14 protein-coding genes and 1 pseudogene are annotated in these 20996 nt (G+C 39.6%); 12 read left to right on the forward strand and 3 right to left on the reverse strand.

What is annotated here, in order from left to right; translation table 11 throughout:
• Nucleotides 1–209: pseudogene (locus H5084_RS08625) on the reverse strand (IS66 family insertion sequence element accessory protein TnpB); the annotation flags it as partial.
• Nucleotides 210–550: 341 nt separating this feature from the next.
• The gene (gene ubiG / locus H5084_RS08630) at nt 551–1255 is read right to left on the reverse strand and encodes a bifunctional 2-polyprenyl-6-hydroxyphenol methylase/3-demethylubiquinol 3-O-methyltransferase UbiG (protein WP_259396727.1); all 705 of its coding nucleotides are present in this window, start codon (nt 1253–1255) and stop codon (nt 551–553) included.
• A gap of 594 nt (nt 1256–1849) precedes the next feature.
• Between ubiG and gyrA the strand changes: the two genes are divergently transcribed.
• The 12 genes from gyrA to tldD all read left to right on the forward strand — a co-directional run bounded on the left by gyrA (nt 1850) and on the right by tldD (nt 20225).
• Complete coding sequence (gyrA, locus tag H5084_RS08635; protein WP_182690189.1) at nt 1850–4585, forward strand: DNA topoisomerase (ATP-hydrolyzing) subunit A; 2736 nt, start codon at nt 1850–1852, stop codon at nt 4583–4585.
• A 77-nt stretch (nt 4586–4662) separates the two neighbouring features.
• Entirely contained in the window at nt 4663–5751 is a 1089-nt protein-coding gene (gene serC, locus H5084_RS08640) for a 3-phosphoserine/phosphohydroxythreonine transaminase (protein ID WP_028869749.1), read from the forward strand.
• A gap of 276 nt (nt 5752–6027) precedes the next feature.
• Complete coding sequence (hisC, locus tag H5084_RS08645) at nt 6028–7179, forward strand: histidinol-phosphate transaminase (RefSeq protein ID WP_182690190.1); 1152 nt, start codon at nt 6028–6030, stop codon at nt 7177–7179.
• 14 nt (nt 7180–7193) lie between these two features.
• Nucleotides 7194–8486: a 3-phosphoshikimate 1-carboxyvinyltransferase gene (gene aroA, locus H5084_RS08650; protein WP_028869751.1), complete on the forward strand. Its 1293-nt coding sequence runs from the start codon at nt 7194–7196 to the stop codon at nt 8484–8486.
• A 519-nt stretch (nt 8487–9005) separates the two neighbouring features.
• Nucleotides 9006–10043 carry a rod shape-determining protein gene (locus tag H5084_RS08655; protein WP_028869752.1) on the forward strand — a complete coding sequence of 346 codons (1038 nt, stop codon included), beginning with the start codon at nt 9006–9008 and terminating at the stop codon, nt 10041–10043.
• Nucleotides 10044–10092: 49 nt separating this feature from the next.
• Entirely contained in the window at nt 10093–10974 is an 882-nt protein-coding gene (mreC, locus tag H5084_RS08660; protein ID WP_028869753.1) for a rod shape-determining protein MreC, read from the forward strand.
• Complete coding sequence (gene mreD, locus H5084_RS08665) at nt 10958–11440, forward strand: rod shape-determining protein MreD (protein ID WP_028869754.1); 483 nt, start codon at nt 10958–10960, stop codon at nt 11438–11440. Before mreC ends, mreD begins: the two co-directional genes overlap by 17 nt.
• A gap of 2 nt (nt 11441–11442) precedes the next feature.
• Complete coding sequence (locus H5084_RS08670) at nt 11443–12003, forward strand: nucleoside triphosphate pyrophosphatase (protein ID WP_182690191.1); 561 nt, start codon at nt 11443–11445, stop codon at nt 12001–12003.
• 4 nt (nt 12004–12007) lie between these two features.
• Entirely contained in the window at nt 12008–13480 is a 1473-nt protein-coding gene (gene rng, locus H5084_RS08675; RefSeq protein ID WP_182690192.1) for a ribonuclease G, read from the forward strand.
• Nucleotides 13481–13575: 95 nt separating this feature from the next.
• On the forward strand, nt 13576–17670 hold the full coding sequence (locus tag H5084_RS08680; protein WP_182690193.1) for a YhdP family protein: 4095 nt from the start codon (nt 13576–13578) through the stop codon (nt 17668–17670).
• A 212-nt stretch (nt 17671–17882) separates the two neighbouring features.
• Entirely contained in the window at nt 17883–18761 is an 879-nt protein-coding gene (locus tag H5084_RS08685) for a carbon-nitrogen hydrolase family protein (protein ID WP_259396720.1), read from the forward strand.
• Between the two features lie 18 nt (nt 18762–18779).
• Nucleotides 18780–20225, forward strand: a complete 1446-nt coding sequence (gene tldD / locus H5084_RS08690; protein ID WP_028869759.1) for a metalloprotease TldD — start codon at nt 18780–18782, stop codon at nt 20223–20225.
• Nucleotides 20226–20361: 136 nt separating this feature from the next.
• Here tldD and yjgA read toward each other — a convergent pair whose 3' ends face one another.
• Nucleotides 20362–20871 carry a ribosome biogenesis factor YjgA gene (gene yjgA, locus H5084_RS08695; RefSeq protein ID WP_028869760.1) on the reverse strand — a complete coding sequence of 170 codons (510 nt, stop codon included), beginning with the start codon at nt 20869–20871 and terminating at the stop codon, nt 20362–20364.
• Between the last annotated feature and the right edge of the window lie 125 nt (nt 20872–20996).

Raw genomic sequence — 20996 nt, forward strand, 5'->3', positions numbered from 1 at the left:
TTTACCTGGACAAAGCGTGATGCTGTGGGTCTTGGCGTTTGTGTTGGTAAAGGTGTTTTAGGCAAGCCCTCTGTCAATAAAGTGCGCTGTTTATAATAAGTGGTAATAGAGACATTATGGTGTTGGCAGAATTCAACATTAGTACCACTGAAATGGCGGCGTTGTTGAAAGAGTTGTTGCCACTGTGCGCTTGTTCTGTAAGTTTGCATTATCTGTTCCGAATTTATTATTGAGCAGATATTTTTAAACAATCAGAAAGTCGATACTAGGTGTGCTTTGCTAGACGCTTACTCAGCAACAGCAAACAGGACGTTTGCTGTAAGTTCATTCGGCGCATGGACGCGCCGTATGAACTGGTGCGTTAGGAAAGGGATTGATGGTTTGGATCAGAAAGCGAGTCGGTGTGCCTTTTTCTTTGGTTACTTTCTTTTGGGCACGCAAAAGAAAGTAACACGCCGTTAGGGCGAAATACAAAGCTAATAAACATCAAAGTGACTGGACGAGCGTAGACGAGCTAAAGTGTGAAGTAAGAACTCAAAAGGGTAGCTAGCTACCCAACCTTCGAACACTTCAACATATAATTAACATCCACATTCTGCGTGATCTTAAACCCATTCATCAACGGACTATATTCCACACCACACAAATCATCACAATGTAACTGCGTTGCATCAATCGCACTCAGCAACTGCGAAGGGCGAATAAACTTCTCATATTCATGCGTCCCTTTTGGTACCCAACGTAACACATGCTCTGCGCCTAAAATCATCATTAGGTACGCTTTCCATGTTTTATTGATTGTTGAGAAGTAAACAGTGCCACCGGGTTTAACTAAATCACAACACGCTTGAATAACAGAAGCCGGATCCGGCACGTGCTCTAACATTTCCATGCAAGTCACGACATCGAAGGCTTGTGGATGAGTTTGGGCAAATTGCTCTGCAGTGGTTTTTTGGTAATCGACCTTGGTTTCAGTCTCTAAAGCATGTAAACGGGCAATTTGTAATGAGGCGTGTGCCATATCAATACCCGTTACGTCTGCGCCTTTAATCGCCATGCTTTCTGCTAAAATGCCGCCGCCACAACCTACATCGACTACTTTCTTGCCAAATAGCCCATCAACACCTTGCTCTATGTATTCCAGACGCGTTGGGTTGAGCATATGTAAAGGCTTGAAATCACCTTCTAAATCCCACCATTGCTCAGCCATCGCAGAAAACTTTTCAATTTCTTGCTGATCGACATTCGCTTCCAGCGCATTATCTTGTAATGAGGTCGTTTGTGCTGCGTTATTCTGTGATGGGGTGTTTTCAGCCACGCTATTGTCATCCTATTTAGTTGCGGTTTTTGTACCCATGATACTGCAAGATACAAAATCAACAAACCAAATTGTGCTTAGCGGCTAGGTATAAAATTGAGCTTTCGAGCGATTAACTTGGTTAATCTTGCATCGCGAGAATGATTAAAAGGCATGATTTTTGATAGTTATTGAACATGAACAGTTTATAAAAGAGTTTTTAACATAGAAGATGATTACAATTTGGCTTGCTCTGTGGTCGCTAATTGTTGATAGTTTTACTTGTTTTTTGCCAGAGCCAATTGTGAGCAACGAATAAAACCTGATGACAATAATGCGAGAGAATGTATTTTGCGATTCTAAGGGGCTTAAAATGCCACAAGTGGCTGTGTGAAAAATGAGCAGTTAGTTAATAAATGCCCCATATTGCGCCATAAAACGATTCTCAGGCGATTTTGCACATTAAAACGCTTCTGCCAAGGTGCATTTGTGCTACTATCGGCCTCTTACTAAATTCAGTCTATTTCCACTAAATTAAGGATTTAAGTTTCTATGAGCGAATTTGCCTCTGACGTTTCTCCAATTAATATTGAAGATGAATTAAAAAATTCTTATCTTGAATACGCAATGAGCGTGATCGTAGGTCGTGCATTGCCCGATGTACGTGATGGCCTAAAACCCGTTCACCGTCGTGTTCTGTTTGCCATGAATGTACTACGTAATGATTGGAACAAACCTTATAAAAAATCAGCACGTGTTGTTGGTGATGTGATCGGTAAATATCACCCACATGGTGATACCGCTGTTTACGATACTATCGTTCGTATGGCGCAAGACTTCTCTCTTCGTTACATGTTAGTTGACGGTCAAGGTAACTTTGGTTCTGTTGATGGTGATAGCGCCGCGGCAATGCGTTATACGGAAATCCGTATGCAGAAGTTAGCACATGAGTTATTAGCTGACTTAGAAAAAGAAACCGTTGATTACGTACCTAACTATGATGGTACTGAATTCATTCCTGAAGTGTTACCGACTAAAATCCCTAACTTATTAATTAATGGTTCATCGGGTATTGCGGTTGGTATGGCAACGAACATTCCACCTCATAACTTAGGTGAAGTGATCAGTGCTTGTTTAGCGCTAATTAAAGATGAAGATATTACGATCAATGAGTTGATTGAACATATCCCTGGCCCAGACTTTCCAACGGCAGGTATCATTAATGGCCGTAAAGGTATTATTGAAGCTTACCATACGGGTCGCGGTAAAATTAAAGTACGCGCTAAAGCGGATATTGAAGTTAATGAAAAAACCGGTCGTGAAACGATCGTGGTTCATGAATTACCGTACCAAGTTAACAAAGCGCGTTTGATTGAAAAAATCGCGGAATTTGTTAAAGATAAAAAAATTGAAGGTATCAGCGCACTACGTGACGAGTCAGATAAAGACGGTATGCGTATGGTGGTTGAAGTTAAACGTGGCGAAGTGGGGGAAGTGGTTTTAAACAACCTTTATGCACAAACGCAAATGCAAGTAACATTCGGTATTAATGCCGTTGCACTTGACCACGGTCAACCAAAACTATTCAACCTAAAAGAGATGTTAGAAGCGTTTATTCTACATCGTCGTGAAGTAGTTACTCGTCGTACGGTATTTGAATTACGTAAAGCGCGTGACCGTGCACATATCCTTGAAGGGTTAGCTATTTCATTGGTTAACATTGAAGCTATCATTGAAATGATCCGTAAGTCTCCAACACCAGCTGAAGCAAAATTAGCGCTACAGTCTCGTGGTTGGGATTTAGGTGCTGTTGCTTCTATGTTAGAAGCAAGCGGTGTTGATGCTGCTCGTCCTGATGGCTTAGCGATTGAGTTTGGTATTCGTGATAACCAATATTTCATGACTGAAATTCAAGCACAGGCAATTCTAGATTTACGTCTACACAAGTTAACGGGCCTTGAGCACGAGAAAATTTTAGGCGAGTACAAAGAGCTATTAGAAATCATTGCTGCTTTATTATTCATTCTTGAGAGTCCTGCGCGTTTGATGGAAGTGATTGAAGAAGAATTAGAAGAAGTGCGTGATAACTTTGATGATGAACGTCGTACTGAAATCACTGAAAGCGAATCTGATTTATGTATGGAAGATTTAATCGTTGAAGAAGATGTGGTTGTGACACTTTCTCACGAAGGTTACGTTAAGTACCAACCGTTATCAGATTACGAAGCACAGCGTCGTGGTGGTAAAGGTAAAGCTGCAACTAAGATGAAAGATGAAGATTTCATTGAGAAACTGTTAGTAGCAAGTACGCATGATACGATTTTATGTTTCTCTACCCGTGGTCGTTTGTACTGGCTGAAAACATTCCAACTACCATTAGCGTCTCGTCAAGCACGTGGTCGTCCGATTGTGAATATTCTGCCGCTTGAAGAAGGCGAACGTATTACTGCCATCTTACCAGTACGTGAATATGAAGATGATAAATATGTGTTCATGGCAACCGCTAACGGTACGGTTAAGAAAACCGCATTGAGTGCTTACAGTCGTCCTCGTTCAAGTGGTTTGATTGCGATTAACCTAAACGATGATAACGAGTTGATCGGTGTGGCGTTAACTGATGGTACAAACGAAATCATGTTGTTCTCGGACGCAGGTAAAGTGGTTCGCTTTAAAGAAGCGGAAGAAAGCGAAGTAACTGATGAAGAAGGTAATGTTGTACTGGATGAAAACGGTAACCCTGAGATTAAGTTCAAAGGTGTTCGTCCAATGGGTCGTACGGCAACGGGTGTCCGTGGTATTAAATTAAATGAAGGCGGTAAAGTCGTTTCATTAATTGTACCTAATGCAACGGGTCATATATTAACAACCACAGAAAATGGTTACGGTAAACGTACGCCATTAGACGATTACTCATCTAAGAGTCGTGCTACGCAAGGTGTTATCTCAATCAAGGTGAGTGAGCGTAACGGTAAAGTGGTTGGTGCGGTTCAAGTCGATGATAATGATGAAATCATGTTGATCTCTAACCGTGGTACGTTAGTACGTACTCGTGTTTCTGAGGTTTCTGTGGTCGGTCGTAATACACAAGGTGTTACCTTAATACGCACCGCTGAAGATGAAAAAATCGTTGCATTACAACGTATTGAAGAAATCAAAGATGTGCCTGTTTACGATGAAAATGGTGACTTAGTATTACAAGCACCAGCGGTCGTTGAGGGTGAAGTACAAGAAGGTGAATCAGAGGCATTAGAAAATGTCGATGAGCAACCAACAGACGCACCTGAATAACGGTTAATGACAATTTAATAAGCGGCAATAGCCGCTTATTTTGTTTTAAAAGAGTCAACTTTTTAAGAGAGTTAGCAATGACAAAAATATATAACTTTTGTGCGGGTCCCGCGATGTTACCTGAAGCAGTAATGCAACAGGCGCAAAGCGAGTTTTGTAATTGGCAAGGTTTAGGCGTTTCGGCGATGGAAGTGAGTCACCGTAGTCCTGAATATGTTGCTATGGCAAAACAATCTGAACTGGATTTACGTGAATTAATGGCTATTCCTGATAATTATAAAGTGCTGTTTTGTCATGGTGGTGGACGTGGCCAATTTGCTGCTGTACCGCTTAATTTGTTAGGTGATAAATTAGACGCTGATTATATTGTCACAGGGCAGTGGTCTAAGTCTGCCGTGGCGGAAGCTAAAAAACATGCTCGTATTCATGAGACCGATATCATGTTAACCACAGAGCAAGGTAAAATTGCTGTTAAACCGAGTGCGGATTGGAATGTTAACGCCGGTGCGGCTTATGTACATTATTGCCCTAATGAAACCATTGAAGGGATCGAAATATTTGATGTGCCTGAAACAGGTGTAGTGCCGTTAGTGGCTGATATGAGCTCAACCATTTTGTCACGCACCATTGATGTTTCAAAATTTGGTGTTATTTATGCCAGCGCACAGAAAAACATTGGCCCATCTGGTTTGGCGATTGTGATTGTACGTGAAGATTTGATCGGCCATGCACGTACAGCTATTCCGTCTATTTTTGATTATCAAATTCAAAGCGACTTCGACTCAATGTACAATACACCGCCTACTTACTCATGGTATTTAGCCGGTCTTGTGTTTAAATGGTTATTAGCGGAAGGTGGCATAGCAGCCATTGAGCAGAAAAATATTGCTAAAGCAGAGTTGCTTTATAACGCAATTGATAAGTCTGATTTTTATACTAATAATGTAGATGCAAGTGTACGTAGCCGTATGAATATTCCTTTCACATTAGCTGATGATAGTTTAAATGAAACCTTCTTAAGTGAAGCTAAAGCTGCGGGCCTATTAACTTTAAAAGGGCATAAATTAGTTGGCGGAATGCGTGCTAGCATTTATAACGCAATGCCGATTGAAGGTGTACAAGCTTTAGTTGATTTTATGGCTGTTTTCGAGAATAAATACGCCTAAGTAAACCTCTAAAAATCATCTGTTTTAAAGTGTTATGTTTGAATAACCTAAACTAACACTTTTTAAATGTTTTTTTGAGTGGTGTTTTTAAGTTGTTTTTTTAAATGGCCTTTATAAGTAATACGTTACGCCACGCATTTTAAATAATAGCTTTTAACAATACCTATAAAGAACGCTTATAAAGAATACCTATAAACAACAACTATAAAGAATACCTATAAAGAATGCCCATAAAGAGCAGATTCAAAGAAATATAAAGCATTGTAAGGAACTGGAATGAGTAATGATTTTTTAAGCTTGGCCAACGTTGGAGTACAAAAATTACGCCCGTACCAAGCAGGTAAACCAACCGATGAGTTAGAACGCGAATTAGGAATTACTGATATTGTAAAGCTTGCCTCAAATGAAAACCCGCTCGGGTTAAGCGAATCAGTTAAATTAGCATTACAAAAAGAGTTAACGGAATTAACACGTTATCCAGATGCTAATGGTTTTTATCTTAAGCAAGCACTTGCTACAAAGTATTCGGTTAATAACGATCAAATTACTTTGGGCAATGGTTCAAATGATCTGTTAGAACTTATTGCGCGTGCTTTTGTTGATAGCAGTCACGAAGTGATGTTTGCAGAACATGCTTTTGTCGTTTATCCATTAGTGACACAGGCGATTGGCGCGACAGCGGTCGTGGTTAAAGCGAAAGACTATGGTCATGATTTAAGCGCGATGGTAGCCGCTATCACCGATAAAACTAAGCTTATCTTCATTGCTAACCCTAATAACCCAACGGGTACGTTTTTAGAGCAAGCAGACATCAAAGACTTTTTAGCAAAAGTACCGGCGCGAGTATTAGTGGTATTAGACGAAGCCTATTTTGAATATGCAGACAATACACGTCGTGGCAATGCCATTGCTTGGATTAAAGAGTTCCCTAACTTAATCGTTTCTCGTACTTTCTCAAAAGCTTATGGTTTAGCGGGATTACGTGTTGGATACAGTATTTCACACCCTGACATTGCTGATATTTTAAATCGTGTTCGTCAGCCGTTTAATTGTAATGCACTCGCGTTAAAAGCCGCTGAAACTGTTTTGCAAGACGAGCAATACCTTGCACAAAGTGTTGCGTTAAATAATGCGGGAATGAAAGACTTAAGTGCCTTTTTTGATGCCAATAATTTACAGTATATTCCTTCAATGGGTAACTTTATTACCGTGAATGTCGGTAACTTTTTTGATAGCAATACGGCCGATAAGAAGATGGTTGATAACAAGACGGGCGATCAGGTTTACCAAGCGTTATTACAAGAAGGTGTCATTGTACGTCCGATCACGGGTTACGGTTTACCTAACCATTTGCGTATCAGTATTGGTACTGAAGCAGAAAATCAACGCTTCAAGCAAGCACTTACTAAAGTTTTAAATTTGCAATAAGAGAAACGAATACTATGGAACAGTTATTATTAAACCCGATTAAGAAAGTCGATGGTGAGATTAATTTACCGGGCTCAAAAAGCTTGTCAAATCGTGCCTTATTGTTAGCTGCATTGGCAAAGGGGACAACCACGTTAACAAACTTATTAGACAGTGACGATATTCGTCACATGTTAAATGCGTTAACCAAGTTGGGCGTTAATTACCAATTGTCAGCGGATAAAAAGCAATGTGTGGTGGAAGGGTTAGGACATGCGTTTAATACCCAATCTCTAGGTGATATCGAACTATTTTTAGGTAATGCAGGTACCGCGATGCGCCCATTATGTGCTGCATTATGTTTAGGCCAAGGTGAATATACTTTGACCGGTGAGCCACGTATGTTTGAGCGCCCAATTGGCTCTTTAGTGGATTCATTAAAGCAAGCTGGGGCGGATGTTACTTACTTAAAGAATGAAAATTACCCGCCATTAAAAATCAAAGGTACTGGCCTGAAGGGCGGTGTTATTTCTATTGATGGTAGCGTTTCAAGCCAATTTTTAACGGCATTTTTAATGTCAGCACCGATGGCTTCTGAAGATACAACGATTAATATTGTGGGTGAACTAGTATCAAAACCTTACATCAAAATCACGCTGCAAATTATGCAAGACTTTGGTGTTGAAGTAGATAATGTTAATGGCGAGTACCAAAGCTTTGTGATTAAAGGCGGACAAACTTACCAAGCACCTGGCAACTATTTAGTAGAAGGTGATGCTTCATCGGCTTCTTACTTTTTAGCGGCAGCGGCGATTGGCGGCGGCAGTATTAAAGTGACCGGAATTGGTAAAAAATCAGTTCAGGGTGATATTCAATTTGCTGATGCATTGGAAGCAATGGGCGCTAATATTGAATGGGGTGATGATTACATTAAAGCCAGCAAAGGTGAGCTTAAAGCCATTGATATGGATATGAATCATATTCCTGATGCGGCGATGACCATTGCGGTTGCGGCTTTGTTTGCTGAAGGAACCACTAAAATCACTAATGTTTATAACTGGCGTGTGAAAGAAACCGATCGCTTATACGCGATGGCGACTGAATTACGTAAAGTGGGTGCAGAAGTGGTTGAAGGCCATGACTTTATTGAAGTGACGGCACCTGCACAAATCAAACATGCTGAAATTGATACTTACGACGACCACCGTATCGCGATGTGTTTTTCATTGGTGGCATTAAGTGGTACACCTGTGACTATTAACGATCCAAAATGTACGTCTAAAACTTTTCCTGATTACTTTGAAAAATTAGCGTCTGTTAGTTTTTAATTGTGTTTATTTGACGCGATAAAAAGCGTTTATAGCACGATCATTAACGGTCTAATAAAAACCTACTTCGGTAGGTTTTTTTATTTCTTTAACATCTATAGCCGTTACCATTCAAGGTGCAAAGTTCAGCAAGTTTCATTAGGCATTATTTTAAATTTGATCAGACATTATTTTAAATTTGATCAGACATTATTGTGAATTTCATAAGTACTAATGATTAGTGCTATAAAAATGAATCATTAATGTTATAAGCGCTAATTGTTCAATGAAGCACTCACTTACCTTAATATTTTGCCATTACTTTTTTAAAAGCCAGATGTCTAAATTGTCAATATTTTGTCAGTTATTTTTATATCTTTGTTAACATCTTTTAAATATCCAACAGGTAACAGCAAAATATATCACTTTAGGGCGTTGTATCGCTCTTTAAACAAGCTTTTCACTTTCTTTTCTTGCTGTATTTTGGGTGGGTTGGTAGAGTACGCGAATTACTTTTATTCGCTTCTTTTGGAAATCTTCATGTTTAAAATGTTCCGTGGTATGTTCTCTAACGATTTATCAATCGATTTAGGAACTGCAAATACCCTTATTTATGTAAAAGACCAAGGTATTGTATTGGATGAGCCTTCAGTGGTTGCAATCCGTATGGATAAAAATGGCAAAAGAGTTGCTGCTGTTGGTAGTGCTGCAAAGCAAATGTTAGGTAAAACACCTGGAAATATTCAAGCAATTCGTCCTATGAAAGATGGGGTAATTGCCGACTTCTATATTACTGAAAAAATGTTGCAACATTTTATCAAACAAGTACATAACAACAGTTGGATGCGTCCTAGTCCACGCGTTTTAGTGTGTGTGCCTTGTGGCTCAACACAAGTTGAACGTCGTGCGATTCGTGAATCTGCAATGGGCGCTGGTGCGCGAGATGTATTTTTAATCGATGAGCCAATGGCCGCTGCAATCGGTGCTGGTATGCCTGTGTCTGAAGCAAAAGGTTCAATGGTTGTTGATATTGGTGGCGGTACGACAGAAGTTGCTGTTATCTCATTAAACGGTATTGTTTACTCTGCTTCTGTACGTATTGGTGGCGATAAGTTTGACGAAGCAATCATCAATTATGTTCGTCGTAATTATGGCTGTACTATCGGTGAAATTACTGCTGAACGTATCAAACATAGCATTGCAATTGCTTACCCAATTGACGAAATTAAAGAAATTGAAGTACGTGGTGTTAATGTTGCTGAAGGTGTACCTCGTAGCTTTACATTAAACAGCAACGAGATACTAGAAGCATTACAAGAGCCATTAAGTGGTATTGTAGCTGCTGTGATGGTTGCATTAGAGAAAACACCACCAGAACTGGCTGCTGACATAGCAGAGCAGGGCATGGTACTTACAGGTGGTGGAGCATTGTTATGCGAAATAGACCGCTTGTTGTCAGAAGAGTCTGGCATTCCCGTTATTATTGCTGATGATCCCCTTACCTGTGTTGCACGTGGCGGCGGTATGGCATTAGAGATGATCGATACGCATGGCGGCGATGTCTTTAACGGAGATTGATATTTCTAGCGCAGGCTAAATCCTGCGCTCTGATTCAATAGAAATACCCATGAAAACAATTTTTACCCGCGGTCCTTCTTTTACGTTAAGGCTATTCGTTGTAATAGCCTGTTGCGTAGGTTTGCTGATCGCCGATAGTCAGTTTAACCTTTTCTCCTCCGTACGTGTTTACCTCAACTCCATTGTTTCTCCTATTCAGTATGTTGCTGATGCGCCACAAAAATTGTTTAGTGCCTTTTCTGAAAATATTATGACTAGGCAGGCGTTAGTGGATCGTAACCAACAGCTTGAGAAAGATAATTTGCATTTAAAAGCGGATCGTTTGTTACTTGGGCAGTTACAAAGTGAAAACAAACAATTACGCGAATTATTAAACTCTAAAAAACAATTCAAATACAAACGTATGATCACCGAAGTGATGAGCTTACGTTCAGATCCGTTTACACATCAATTATTGATCGATAAAGGGGCCATTAATGGTGTCTATCTCGGGCAACCGGTGATTAATGAACAAGGTGTGGTTGGACAAGTCTCACAAGTGGGCAGCACCACCAGTCGGGTTGTATTAATTGTTGATGCCAGTCATGGTATTCCGGTGCGTGTACAGCGTAACGATGCTATTGCTGTGGTTCATGGTAGTGGCGCGTGGGATAAGTTGAATGTGCCTTTTGTACAAAGTAATGCCGATATTAAAGAAGGTGACTTACTGGTGACATCGGGGTTAGGCGGACGTTTTCCTGCTGGTTATCCTGTTGCTAAAATTAGCCGTTTTGAGTATCAAGAAGGTGAGTTATATGCAACGGTTACGGCGACGCCTGTGGCGGACTTAGATAGAAGCCGTTATTTATTGTTGTTGTGGAATAATGATCCGTTAGCGGGTGCAGATTTAACCTTAGACTCGCCGGAAACATTCGATGAACCTGTTCAATAGTTATAAAATAATTTATTTCACATTTTTTGTCTGTTTGGTTGCTGCTATTTTTCCGTTACCGATCATACTTAATGCGTTTCGTCCAGATTGGATGGTTTTAGTCCTGTGTTATTGGATCATTGCCTTACCGCACCGAGTGAATATTGGGCATGCTTTTATCCTAGGACTTTTTTTAGACCTGTTGCTCGGATCGATCCTGGGTATGCATGCCATGTTATTGTCGTTACTTGCCTATATCACCAGTATTAACTTTCAACGTTTTCGAAACTTCACCTTAGTACAAACAACATTACTGCTAGGTGTGTTTATTTTTATGTCCAAGCTTGCCTTGTATTGGATAGCATCGAGTATGCAAGAGATCGTTTTACACCGTCATTATTTTTGGTCAGTGTTTACTTCTATGCTAGTTTGGCCATGGTTTTTTCTGTTTATGCGTTTTTTACGTATTCGCTTTAAGGTCAGCTAACAATGCCTATCTTCCTTGCATCGAATTCCCCCCGTAGAGGTGAATTGTTATCGCAAATTAATATTCAATATGAACGAATTAAAGCAGATATTGACGAAGTTCAACAAGCTCATGAAAGTAGCTCAGAATACGTGCAACGATTGGCATTAGAGAAAGCGTTAGCGGGTTTAGATAATAATAATCAGCAAGGTGTGGTGTTAGGGGCAGATACTATTGTAGTTTGTGGTAAAACTGTGATGGAGAAACCAAAAAATAAGCAACATGCTCGACAAATGATGACATTATTATCGGATAATACTCATCAAGTGTTAACTGCGGTTGCGGTTATTTCTGCACATCAACAGCGCGTTAAGTTAGTTACCACAGATGTCACGTTTAAAGCATTAACAGAACAAGAAATTTCGGACTATTGGGAAACAGGCGAGCCACAGGATAAAGCGGGTGGTTACGGTATTCAAGGTATTGCGGGTCAATTTGTGACTCATCTCTCCGGTAGCTATAGTGCTGTAGTAGGGCTTCCCCTCTACGAGACAGCTCAACTGATCAAAAGCGTTAAAGGATAACAGCATGTCTGTTGAATTATTAATGAACATTACCCCCACTGAAACGCGAGTTGCGTTAATCGAAGGGGGAGTTTTACAAGAGTTACATATTGAACGCCAAGCGAGTAAAGGCATTGCAGGTAATATTTATAAAGGGAAAGTGACACGTGTTCTCCCTGGTATGCAAGCCGCTTTCATTGATATCGGTTTAGAAAAAGCAGCTTTTTTACATGCCTCAGATATTGATCCTCGTACTGAATGTGTTGCGGATCCTGAAAAAGATAAATTCAAGGTGGCCGATATTTCGACCTTAGTTCGTCCGGGCCAAAATATTATTGTGCAAGTGGTGAAAGATCCACTCGGTACAAAAGGCGCGCGTTTGACCACAGATATTACGTTACCTTCTCGTTATTTAGTGTTTATGCCCGATACACAGCATGTAGGCGTGTCACAGCGTATTGAAAGCGCAGAGGAGAGAGAACGACTTAAGGATATTACTCAATCTTGTGTTAATGAATTAGGTGGTTTTATCATTCGTACGGCTGCAGAAGGTGCGCCTGAAGAAGAATTAAGAAATGATGCCGCTTTTCTGCAGCGTGTGTGGAATAAAGTGATCACGCGTAAACAGCGTACTCAATCTAAAAATAAGATGTTATATCAGGATCTGGGACTAGCATTTCGTATTTTGCGTGATTTTGTTGGCAATGAAATTGATCGCATTCGTATAGATTCAAAGTTGAGCTTTAAGCAACTTTCTAAATTTAGCGTGGAGTTTGTCCCTGAATTAGCGAAAAAAGTCGAATATTATGATGGTGCAAGTCCTATTTTCGACCTATTTGATGTTGAAAATGAAGTGCAGCGAGCATTAAATAGAAAGGTTGAATTAAAATCAGGTGGTTATTTAATTATCGACCAAACGGAAGCAATGACCACGGTCGATATCAATACCGGCGCGTTTGTGGGGCACCGTAACCTAGAAGAGACTATCTTTAATACTAACATTGAAGCAACGTTAGCAATTGCGCGTCAATTAAGGTTACGTAATTTAGGTGGGATCATTATACTCGACTTCATTGATATGAAGCTTTTAGAACATCGACGCCGTGTCTTTAATAGTCTAGAACAAGCGTTATCGAAAGACCGTGTGAAAACGCATATAAATGATTTCTCGCCACTTGGCTTGATTGAGATGACTCGTAAACGTACTCATGAAAGTTTAGAGCATATTTTTTGTGGTGAATGTAGTACCTGTAATGGCCGTGGTTACGTTAAAACTGTGGAAACAGTTTGTTATGAAATACTGCGAGAAATATTACGTGTTGACCGCGCCTTTACCGCTGAGCGTTTTGTTGTTTACAGCTCTGTTGCGGTTGCTGAAGCACTACAGGGCGATGAGTCCTATAATCTTGGCGAGTTAATCGTGTTTATGCAAAAACGCGTAGAAATACATGCTGAACCTTTATACGGTCCAGAGCAGTTTGATGTTGTTATGATGTAGCTCTGATGTAGCTATTATACGGCTATAGTACGGTTATAGTACCGTTAGTATGTGGCTATGAAGTAGGAGAAAGTAGGTTTAATGGGTTATCATTTTTGAAACATGTCACCTTTAAATGGTTAAAGCGACTCTGGGTCCTGCTCGCTGCCAAATTAATTATTATTGCAGTGTTGTTGACCATTGCACGCTTTGCTATCAATGGCGTTGATGATTATAAAGAGCAGCTAGTAGAGTGGGTCGCAGCGAAGCAGAATATCAATGTTAATGCTGAAAAAGTCTCGGCAGGCATCGACTTTTCTGGCTTAGTATTAACCTTAAAAGATGTGACATTGATTGATACTCAAGTATTACCCTTTGAGTTAAAAATTGAGCATCTATTTTTACATTTCGATTTTATTGATAGTTTAACTAAGCAAAAGCTTATCTTTAATGATATTTCATTAAAGGGAGCAAATTTATCATTAAAATCAACAAAAATGCAGAACCTTGCTGTTGCTACAAATCCTCAGCAATTAACTTCTCAGGCTATTGCTACTCAATCTGTCGCCAGTGCATCGGTTTCGTCTCAAGCGATTGCTAGCCAGTCTGTATTAACGAAATCTGAACAGGATCAAGCACAATCAGAGTTAACGCTTGATGCACTTAAAAATATATTTTTATTACATTTAAGTTCATTTTCTATCACTGATAGCCAAATTAATTTTATCGATCATCTAAATAATAAAAAGACTATTTTAATCCAAGATCTTAGTTGGGTTAATGATGACAAACGCCATCAAGGTGTTGGTAAAGCATCATTACCTAATACAATAGGTGAGAATACATTACAGTTTGTGATTGATATTACTGGTGAAGCAGAAGGCGCCAATGAGCAATTGATTGGTCGTTTTTACGCACAGGCAGAAAACCTAAATGCAACTGAATACTTACAACCTCAAGTAAATCCATTAGCAGAGCTTAAAAAAGCCATTGTTTCTTTTGAGCTTTGGAGTGACTTTGATTTTAATGGGCCTAAGAGCATGCAGTTACAATGGGGCAATTCAGAGATTGCCTGGTCGATGTTAAATCAATCCCATGACTGGCAAATTAATGACGGTTTATTACAGTTTACGGATCAGGATAAACATTGGTTATTTGATAGCTACGATTTAAATATTACCCATAATTACATTCCGCTTAATAATGCTAATTTTTCTGGGGCGGGTATTGATAATGAATTTGGTGAATTTGACCTAGCAGGTGTTAATGTTAATTCAATCGTGCCCTTTGCCCTCTTATTTTCAACATTGCCCGAAGCGAATATTGAGCAGATACTGGCGCTTGAGCTTGGTGGAGATGTAAATAAAGTTGGATTATTAGTGGATCAATCTGGCGAGTATTCAATAAGTGCAAATGTCGATGCTTTTAACAATCAAGCGGTGGGGGCATTTCCTGGTATTAGTGATGCCAATATTTCATTGCTTAGCAATCAACGAACGGGTCGCGCTAGTATTAAACTGGGTCCTCAATCGATCCTTTTTGATAAACAGTTTAGTCGTAGTATGCCATTACAAAAAGGGCAATTTGAATTACGTTGGGAAAACCAACAAGATGGATTCAAACTGGTCAGTGATAAAAGTATATTAGTGACTGATGAGCTTGATAGCAGTAGTCAATTTACGCTATTTTTTCCTAATGATAGTGAGCTGAGTAGTCCATTTTTAAGCTTGTTTACTTATGCCTCTTTAAGTGACGTTGAAAAAGCACAGTACTATTTGCCGATGTTAGCAATGGGACAAGATGTGTTTGATTATTTGCAACCCACGCTTAAGAAAGGATCGGTAACGGGAGCCAAAATTGTATGGCATGGGCCGTTAACTGATTACCCTTACAAAGATAATGACGGTGTATTCCAAGCTTTTGTTCCCGTTAAAAATGGCCAATATAACTTTTATACAGGTTGGGAAGGGTTAAGTGATTTAGACTTAGACCTATTATTTGAAAATGACTCACTATTTATGAGCAGTGACAAAGCTAAATTAGGCGATATTCGTGTTGATTCGTTATCTGCGGTTATCGACCATTTAAGCCCTGATGGCGTATTAACCATCAACGCTAAAGTTGCTGAAACATCCTCATCGATTGCTGACTATTTGATTGGGTCACCACTTAAAGACAGTGTCGGTAAAGTGGTACAAATGATCCGTATCGGCGGTCAAGTGACTGGCGGATTAACCTTAGAAATCCCGCTCGATTCCAGCAACGCAGAAACCGTTGCAAAAGGTAAGTTGGATTTAGTCGACAATGATATCGATATTGAGTTAACCAGCGATGTGATCTTGCCCTTTAAAAAAGTAAATGGTTCCTTTAGCTTTGTGAATGGTGACCTGACAGCAAACGACCTGACTGCGACCTTATTCGAACAGCCTGTTAACTTATCTTTTGCGAGTAAAGAGTCGCCTGAGCAATATCGGCTGACGGCAGACCTTTCAGGGCTTTGGAATGTTGCTAAGTTAAGCCGTTATGAAAAACAATTAGCACCATTACAAGCAATTGGTAATTTAGATTGGCAGGGACAGCTCGATTTCACCCAAGGTTTGAACCAAGACTATCAGTTTTCGGTGAATTTATCATCGCAATTACAGGGGGTTAAGATAGGTTTGCCAGCACCATTTAATAAAAACTCCTTACAAGCATGGCCGACTTCTATTAATGTCAGTGGCAATCAGCGCAGTACGCAGTGGGACGCGCGTATTAATAATAAACTGAAGTCCGTGGGCGAGATTTTACACCCTGAAAACTCTAATAAAGAAAGAGTAGCGGTTCTTAAGTACCTCTATCTTGGATTGGGGAGTGGGCAAGCGATTGGCATTGATAAGCGTAAACAGATAGTACGTATTACTGGTGATAAAATTAATTTAACACCCTGGGCTGAGATTGTTAATGAATGGGTCTTCACTCAAAAAAATACAGCGGCTAGCAATATAAGTGCGACTGCGTCGAATAATAAGAGCACATCATTATTTAATATTAACGAGTTTTATCTCGATATTAGACATGCGGAATTATTTGAACAACCCTTGGTAAATTTAGATTCACAAGCTATTTATCGTGATGATTTTTGGGCGATCAAACTTAAAGCGGATAATTTACTTACGGATATAGAGTATCGTCAGGGCATTCCTGACCGTTATGACATTAGTATTAAAAAGATGAATTTCCAGTTATTAAATGTTGATGCAATACAGGAGCTATTCAGCAAAGAAGAAGGACCTTCATTACCTCAACTGAGCAATAACTTACGAGAAGATTATCCTGAAGTCTTTTTAGAGTGTGTGCAATGTGATTATAAAAAAATGCAATTATCACCACTTAAAGCACATGTGTACCCGAGTAAATTAGGTCTTAATATTGATTATTTAAACTTAGGTGAAAAAGACCAAGCGACTAATATTTCAGGTGTATGGGATCAGCGTAGAACCAATATTATTGTTGATAGTAAAGGCAGCAGTGATAACAGTATTGTTGATCGTTTAGGTTATAGTAGCCCAATGGTTTATGAACAAGCATCGCTAAATGGCGCATTAAATTGGGTCGGTGCGCCTTGGCATTTTAATTTAGATTCGTTGAATGGCCAGCTGTCAGTGAAAGCTGAGAATGGCCAAATCACTGAAGTTGATGATAAAGGTGCTCGCCTATTAAGTTTCTTAAGCCTCGACGGAATTAGACGTAGTTTGAACCTAGAGTTTGGTAATATTTTCTCGAAAGGGCTAGGTTTTGACGATATGTCGCTTTCCGCCAATATTAGTAATGGTATTTTGAAAAATGATGATTACTTTTTAAATGGTTCGGCGGGGAAAATATCAGGTGAAGGGTTAATTGACTTACCCAACCTCAATGTTAACTATCGTTTTAGTTATAGCCCTGCTGTGACCTCTAGCTTACCCGTGTTGGCAGCCTTTGCTATTAACCCATTAACTGGCGCAGCGGTATTAATGATGACCAAAATACTTGAACCGGTTGTGGATAGTATTATTCGTGTAGATTTTTCTGTTAAAGGTGCGTTAGATAATCCTGATGTTAAAATAGAAGACAGACAAAGAGGCGTGGTTAAACTGCAAAACAGCGAAGTGTTAGAAGAGATTGAGGGTAGTGTTGTTGATAATGGTAAGGTTGATAACGGTACTACCGTAAATGGCGTTAAAAAATAGACGTGTTGGGTGCTGAGCAATTTGAACTCTAATGTTAACGCGTAGTGTTATTACAAAATTCACCTTGGATGTTATCTTTTTTAAACTACTTGCTTTTAACTACATGCTTATTACTGTCAATTTTTCTGTAAGCTATGCTTGTAAACGGTCATTATAAATGATCGCTGAAAACTGTCGTTGTAAATTCTCAGCTTAAAATGAGGTCAGGTAAAATGAGCACTAAAAATACTCACACTGCAACATGTCAAATGGTTGCCATTCAAATAATAAGCAATGATTGTATTGAAGATAATTTTCAACAGATTATTGAGCAATTACAGGCACTACCTGAATCAAAAAAAGAGCTAAATAGGCTAGTGTTGTTACCTGAAAATGCACTTTGTTTTTCCAGTAGAAAACATTACTTAAGTATAGCGGAAGTGTTAGGTGATGGACCTATTCAAAGCCGATTAGGTGAATTGGCTATTCAGTATCACTGTACCTTAGTCTGTGGCAGCTTCCCAATTCAAAGTGAGCAATCAGACAAAATATATACAAGTAGTTTGGTTTTTTCGCCGCAGGGGCAATTGACTGCACATTACAATAAAATACATCTGTTCGATGCCGATGTGGCAGACACTCAGGGCGCATATCGAGAGTCTGATACTTTTATCGCAGGAAAAGAAATTAAGGTCATTGATTGCGGTTTTGCAAAAGTTGGCCTCGCTATCTGTTATGATTTACGCTTTCCAGGATTATTCCAGCAGCTGAGAGAGCTTGAGGCTGATATTATCTTATTGCCAGCAGCTTTTACTAAGGTAACAGGGGAAGCACATTGGCAAGCGCTATTACAAGCTAGAGCCATCGAAACCCAGTGTTATTTTATTGCGGCTAATCAGGGTGGAGAGCATTTTCTTAATCATGCTCACTTCGAGCCGCGTTATACGTTCGGGCACTCCATGATCATAGATGCGTGGGGAAAAATAATGACGCAGTTGACCACTGGTAACGGTGTTATCTATGACGATTTTAATCAAGAAAAATTACTCGATATAAGAAAAATAATGCCTGTACAGCAACATAACCAATTTAGCTGTACACAAAAACTTTAATAGAAATAAGGATCGTCAATGTCTTTTGAACAAGTAGTAGACAATTTTTTAGCGCCAGCTGATATGCAAATTAGTGATTTAGAATCACAACTGAGTCAAATTTCTGGAGCTCAAATTGACTATGCTGATTTTTATTTTCAAGCAAGCCGCCATGAATCTTGGTTATTAGAAGATGGGATTGTCAAAGAAGGCAGTTATAACATCGAAAAAGGCATTGGTATTCGTGCCGTGTCTGGTGAAAAAACTGGCTTTGCGTACTCTGATCATATTTCAAAAAAAGCCATTACTGAAGCTGCTAATGCTGCCAAAAGTATTGCTAATTCAGGGCAAGAAAAGTCAATCAAGCTGATAATGCCAACCGCACAACCTATTTACTATGGTTCAGCGGATCCTTTACAAAGCATGAGCCGCGATAAAAAAATTGAGCTATTAAAGCAAGTTGATACCTTCGCTCGTGCATTAGAGCCCTCTGTTAGTGAAGTTACCGTGTCATTAAATGCCGTTTATGAAGAAATATTAGTGGCGGCTAGTGATGGTACATTGGCGTCAGATATCCGCCCCTTGATCCGCTTTAGCTGTTCAGTGTTAATTGAAAAAAATGGTAAACGTGAACGAGGCAGTGCCGGTGGTGGTGGGCGTTTTGATTTAGATTATTTTACTGATACGCAGGAAGGTGAACTTAAAGCCTTCTCCTATGCACGCCAAGCAATTCGTCAGGCATTAGTTAATATTGATGCGATTGCCGCGCCTGCTGGTGCGATGCCAGTGATTGTTGGTGCAGGCTGGCCTGGTGTGTTATTACATGAAGCAGTGGGGCACGGTTTAGAAGGTGATTTCAACCGTAAAGGTTCATCTGCATTTTCAGGAAAAATAGGCCAACAAGTGGCTTCTAAGCATTGTACTATTATCGATGATGGCAGCATTGCTGACCGTCGCGGTTCGGTAAACATTGATGATGAAGGGACTAAAGGTCAGCGTAATGTACTGATTGAAAATGGTATTTTAAAAGGTTACATGCAAGATAAGCTGAATGCACGTTTGATGGGAGTTGCGCCAACGGGTAATGGGCGTCGTGAATCTTATGCTCACTTGCCAATGCCACGTATGACCAATACCTTTATGCTAAACGGTGAGTATGAGCATGAAGAGTTGATTGAAAGTGTTAAAAAAGGTATCTACGCGCCGAATTTTGGTGGCGGACAAGTTGATATTACCTCGGGTAAATTTGTATTCTCTGCCTCTGAAGCTTATTTGATTGAAGATGGAAAAATCACTGCACCGATTAAAGGCGCGACATTAATTGGTAATGGCTTTGATACTATGCAACAAGTGTCTATGGTCGCTAATAATATGTGTTTAGACCCAGGCGTTGGTGTTTGTGGTAAAGAAGGGCAAAGTATACCCGTTGGAGTAGGACAGCCATCACTTAAAATTGACCAATTAACAGTGGGTGGCACTAACTAATACCGATCCTTTCCTGCTTTAGTATGCAAAGAGTATTAGCGATGCTGTAGATACACAAAAACATAGATACAAAAAACATAGATACAAAAAAACCAGAATAGATAGCTACTCTGGTTTTTTTTTGCAATATAGGCGTTTATAAACAGTTAGTTTTTAAGTAGACAAATAACTCTTTAGCCGTTTTAGCTGGTTTTTCTAGTTTCTTTTCTTTATTTGCTTGGCGAATCATTTGGCGCAATTTTTGACGTTCAAGTTGTGGGTACATCTCTAGTGCATCATTCACTTTAGGGTCGCCCAATTCAATCAACTGATCCGTTAACAACTCTAAATGCGAAATCGCATGAGTACGTTTACGGTTGTTATCATTGATAATATCTAACTTAGCAGTGATTTTTTCCATATCTTCAGTACGTAATACTTTTCCGATATATTGGAACTGTCTGCGCAGTGCTTCATGTTTAGTGGATATTTTATGCGCTACTTTAATCCCTTCCATCAAGGTATCACTGCCTGGGATTTGTGCTAATTGCTTTGCATTTAAGGCCACGAGTTGGCGACCGATATCTTTTAAAGCTTCAGCTTCACGTTTAATTTGCGACTTACTGATCTCGTCTTCTTCAAAGATCTCTTCAACTTTTTTATTCATAGCTTATGGTCTATCACGTTAGGGATTAAATAATTAAGCGCATCATACCATCATCACAAGATGCTTACCTTAATCCATGTTATTATTTCTTATCTTAAATTTAATTATACATTGTGGTGCTTAAA

This window comes from Psychromonas sp. SR45-3 (assembly GCF_014163575.1).
GTDB classification, from domain to species: Bacteria; Pseudomonadota; Gammaproteobacteria; order Enterobacterales; family Psychromonadaceae; genus Psychromonas; species Psychromonas arctica.